The sequence below is a fragment of the Rubrivirga sp. genome (assembly GCF_049648075.1).
Lineage (GTDB): Bacteria > Bacteroidota > Rhodothermia > Rhodothermales > Rubricoccaceae > Rubrivirga.
Genome location: NZ_JBARYR010000014.1, coordinates 1 through 4110, shown reverse-complemented (window position 1 = coordinate 4110; position 4110 = coordinate 1). Strand labels below are relative to the sequence as shown.

The 4110-nt window shown below is 69.4% G+C and carries 4 protein-coding genes and 1 pseudogene; all 5 read left to right on the top strand.

Annotation, left to right across the window (positions count from 1 at the left end; all coding sequences use genetic code 11):
- A pseudogene (locus WBA11_RS00525) lies at positions 1 to 499 on the top strand (tRNA pseudouridine(38-40) synthase TruA); the annotation flags it as partial.
- Positions 496 to 1773: a Kelch repeat-containing protein gene (locus WBA11_RS00520; protein ID WP_424518781.1), complete on the top strand. Its 1278-nt coding sequence runs from the start codon at positions 496 to 498 to the stop codon at positions 1771 to 1773. The pseudogene WBA11_RS00525 and the gene WBA11_RS00520, both read left to right, overlap by 4 nt.
- Positions 1774 to 1777: 4 nt before the next feature.
- Entirely contained in the window at positions 1778 to 1969 is a 192-nt protein-coding gene (locus WBA11_RS00515; RefSeq protein ID WP_424518780.1) for a hypothetical protein, read from the top strand.
- A 207-nt stretch (positions 1970 to 2176) separates the two neighbouring features.
- Positions 2177 to 3415 carry an arginine deiminase family protein gene (locus tag WBA11_RS00510; protein WP_424518779.1) on the top strand — a complete coding sequence of 413 codons (1239 nt, stop codon included), beginning with the start codon at positions 2177 to 2179 and terminating at the stop codon, positions 3413 to 3415.
- A 228-nt stretch (positions 3416 to 3643) separates the two neighbouring features.
- The coding region (gene tadA, locus WBA11_RS00505; RefSeq protein WP_424518778.1) for a tRNA adenosine(34) deaminase TadA at positions 3644 to 4110 on the top strand (467 nt) is incomplete at its 3' end.

Sequence of the window (4110 nt, the reverse complement as noted above, 5' to 3'; positions counted from 1 at the left end):
GTCCGTGGCCGTGCTCGCCCTCGAGGCCGCGCCCAACGGCTTCCACGCGCGCTACGACGCCCGGCGTCGGCGCTACGTCTACCGCGCGTCCACGTCGCCCCGCGCCCTCGACCGGGCCACGCGTGTCCACGTCCGCTCGGCACCCGACCTCGAGGCCATGAACGAGGCCGCGCGTCACCTCATCGGGCGGCACGAGTTCTCGTCGTTTTGCCGGACCAAGTCCGAGACGACGAACCGGGTGTGCACCGTCGAGCGAGCGCGCTGGATTCCAGAAGACCGTCCTGGAGACCTCGCCTTCGAGGTCGAGGCGGACCGGTTTCTGCATGGCATGGTCCGCGCGTTCGTCGGTACGCTCTTGGAGGTCGGGCGCGGACGGCGCACGCCTGACAGCTTGCCCGACGTTCTCGCGGCCCACGACCGCCGAGCGGCCGGCCCTGCGGCCCCGGCACGCGGACTCGTCCTCGACCGCGTCGACTACCCCACGCCCGTCTTTCTGTGAGACGTCTCCTCTTCCTCACGCTCCTGGTCTTGGCCGGCTGCGACCGCGCCGAGCTCGACGACCTCGAGGTCGGCACCTTGTCGGCGTCGCCGGACCTGGACGTCGTTCGCCTGAGCCCGGACCTGCGCCTCGAGCTCAGGCCCTCCCGACAGAGCGGCGTCGCGGCCGTCCGCATCGGGCAGAACGAGGTCCCGTTCGACTCGGTCGGAGGCGCGTTCGTGTTCGACACCGTCCTCGAGGACGGGCTCAACACGTTCATCCTCGACATCACGGACGACGACGGCGAGATGGAGATCGACACGCTCTACGCGCTCTACCTCGACGCGAGGCAGGTCCCGCTCGGATCCACGAACGCGCTCCGCGTCGACGCCGCGATCTCTCAAGACCTCGACGGCCGCCCCCTGATCTCCGGCGGCTCCGACGGTGGCGGGCGAGCCCTGTCGACGGGCACGTTGCTGAACACGGCCGGGTCCGGCTCTCAAGAGATCGACCTGCTGCTCGCCCGGACAGGACACACGGCGTCGCAGATCGAGAGCGGCACCCTCCTGCTCGGCGGCACGACGTCGGCGACGCCGAGCGGACCCGCATCGTTCGTCAACGCGGCGGAGTTTATCGACGGCGGCGGGCGGCTCCAGCGCGTCGTCGTCGAGGGCGGATTCGCGCGGACGGGCCACACCGTGCGTGTGCTCCAGCGCCAGGGCCAGTCGTACGTCTACGCGTACGGAGGCCAGGTCCCGACACCGTCCGGCGTCACGGTCTCGGGCACCGTCGACGTGTTCCGGTTCGACCTCGAGGACGACGACCTCCGCCTCGTCCGCGTCTCCCCGCCCGGTGGCGCCGGCGCCTTCCCACCCCTCGTGGGGCACCTCGACGTTCCGAGCGGGACCCTGGCCTCGGTCATCTTGGGCGTCGGGCAAGACCCGTCGTTCGCGTTCCAGTGGGTGCCCTCGGACCCGCCGCAGTTCCCCTACAGCTTCACCGCGCTTCCGGCCGTGCCACTCCAGACGGAGCGGAGCGACGCCGCGGCCGTCCGCATCGGGAGCGGCTTGACCGCGATCCTGGGGGGACGGACGCCCGACGGCGAGGTCCTCTCGAGCATCGAGGTCTACGCCCTCGGGATCGACCGCTCGTTCGTGTTTCCGCCGTCGGTCCAGCTTCTCGTACCGAGGGCCGACCACACTGCAACTATTTTGGGCGCCAACCGAATCGTGATCTCGGGCGGCCGCACGTCGGACGGCACGCCGCTCGCGTCCATCGAGGCCCTCCAGCTCTAGTCCCATGTTGATCCAGCGCCTGCTCCAGATTTTGCTGGTCGCCATCGTGCTGATGGCGGCGTTCAGCGTGCTCGCGATCGTACTCAAGCTGGCCGGCTGGCTCCTCAAGCTCGCCGTGCTGGTGGTGATCGTGCTGGTGATCGTGGCGGCGTTGCTCCGGTTCGTGGAGTTGGTCAAGGAAAAGTCGCGGCGCTGAACCCGTTCCGTCCTCGAGGCGGAGCGACATCGCCCTCGAGGACGTCTGATCTCCCGTCGCGGGATCGGTGGCGGCTTCCATCTCTACCCCGTAAGCGCGACCCAGCACCGACGTGTCTGTGGACCGCATCGACCTCGAGGGTGGAAGCGCGGCGGCATCGAGGCCGATCTCGGCACCCGTAGCTTTGGAAGCCCTTCCGCCGCTTCTATGTCCGTCGACGCCGCTCTCGCCCCGTTCCACATCCCGTCCGAGACGGCGCCGCTGCGCCAGGTCGTGGTCCACACGCCGGGCGAGGAGATGACGCTGGTGACGCCCCAGAGCGCCGAGGACCTGCTGTTCGACGACATTCTGTTCGTCGAGGAGGCCCGAGACGAGCACGCGACCCTAATCCGCCTCTTCCAGGCGGCCGTCGGATCCGACGACGCCGTCGTGCAGCTCACGACGCTCTTACGCCAGGCCTTCCTCGAGGACGGCGCTCGCGAGTCCTACGTCGACCGGCTCATCGAGCGGGTGCCGAGCCGCAACTTCGAGGCCTACGAGTCGGAGCTCAAGTCCCTCGAGGCCGACGACCTGCTGCGGTTCGCGGTCACGGGTCAGGCGCCGTTCTCGGTCACGGCGTGGCCCCACCCGAACCTGCTGTTCACGCGCGACCTGTCGGCCGTCGTCGGAGACCACGTCTTGCTCAGCCACGCGGCGACCCTGGCGCGGGCGCCCGAGAGCGTGATCGTGCAGACGATCTACGACTACCACCCGCAGTTTGCCGGCGCGCGGGACCGCGTGATCGAGCTTCCGCCGGACGTCTCATTCGAGGGCGGGGACCTGCTGGTCGTCAACGAGTCGCTGGTGCTGATCGGGCAGAGCGAGCGGACCAGCCTGGGCGGCGTCCTGGCCGTGGCGCGCGCGCTCCTGGACCGCACGTCCGTCGAGCACGTGATCATGGTCAACCTGCCCGAGGAGCGCTACTGCATGCACCTCGACACGGTGTTCACCTTCGCTGACGACGACACCTGCGTCGTCTTCCCGCCGATCATCGAGGACGCGCGCGACCACGTCTTCCTGATCGAGGCCATCGACGAGCAGGACCTGCGCTTCCGGCCGTTCCCCACGCTCAAGGACGCCATGGAAGACGTGACCGGACGTCAGTTCACGTTCGTCCCGTGCGGAGGATCGGACCCGGTCCGGCAGCGCCGCGAGCAGTGGACCGATGGCGCGAACCTGTTCGCCATCCGGCCCGGACTGGTCGTCGGCTACGCGCGCAACCACGTGACCTACGACGCGCTCCGCGACCACGGCTTCCACGTCGTCGATGCGGAGAGCTTCTTGGACTTCTACGGCGACACGGCGGCGGCCTCGACGGACCGGATCGCCGTCCGGCTGTCCGGCAACGAGCTGTCCCGAGGCCGCGGCGGCCCGCGCTGCATGACGATGCCGCTGGTGCGTGGCTGAGTTGTCGCCCTCGAGGTCGGCGCGGTCGACTGCGCTCCGGGTCAGGATCTTGGGTTCAGGGTTCTCGGTTCAGGGTTCGCGAGATTGGGACGCTGCATCAGGTGTCACCCTCGAGGCCGACGAGCGACCTCGGGAAGCAGTCGAACAGACCTCGAGGTTGAGGAACGACCTCGAGGGCGCCCTGGTCTCCCCAATCGTCAATCGCCCGATCACCCATCGTCAATCCCGGTGTCCCTCTCCTCCCTCCTCGACCCCGACCGCCGCTGGATGCGGCTCGCCGTCCTCGAGGCCGAGCGCGCCTACGAGGCTGGCGAGGTGCCCGTCGGCGCCGTCATCGTCAAGGGCGGGCAGATCGTCGGACGCGGGCACAACCAGGTCGAGCGGCTCTCCGATCCGACGGCGCACGCCGAGATGATCGCGGTCTCGGCCGCGTGCCAGACGCTGGGCACGAAGGTGCTGGACGGCTGCACGCTCTACGTCACGCTCGAGCCCTGCCCGATGTGCGCCGGAGCGCTGGTGTGGGCACGGCTCGACCGCTTGGTGTTCGGCGCCCTCGATGAAAAGGCCGGCGCGTCCTCGACGCTGTACGACATCCCCCGAGACCGCCGCCTCAACCACCAGCTCGAGGTCGTCTCCGGCGTCGAGGCCGACGTCTCGGCTGACTTGCTGCGGTCGTTCTTCCGCCAGCGCCGCCT

Coding starts and splice junctions, on each gene's coding strand:
- WBA11_RS00515 (WP_424518780.1), top strand. CDS start 1,778: ATGTTGATCCAGCGCCTGCTCCAGATTTTGCTGGTCGCCATCGTGCTG.
- WBA11_RS00510 (WP_424518779.1), top strand. CDS start 2,177: ATGTCCGTCGACGCCGCTCTCGCCCCGTTCCACATCCCGTCCGAGACG.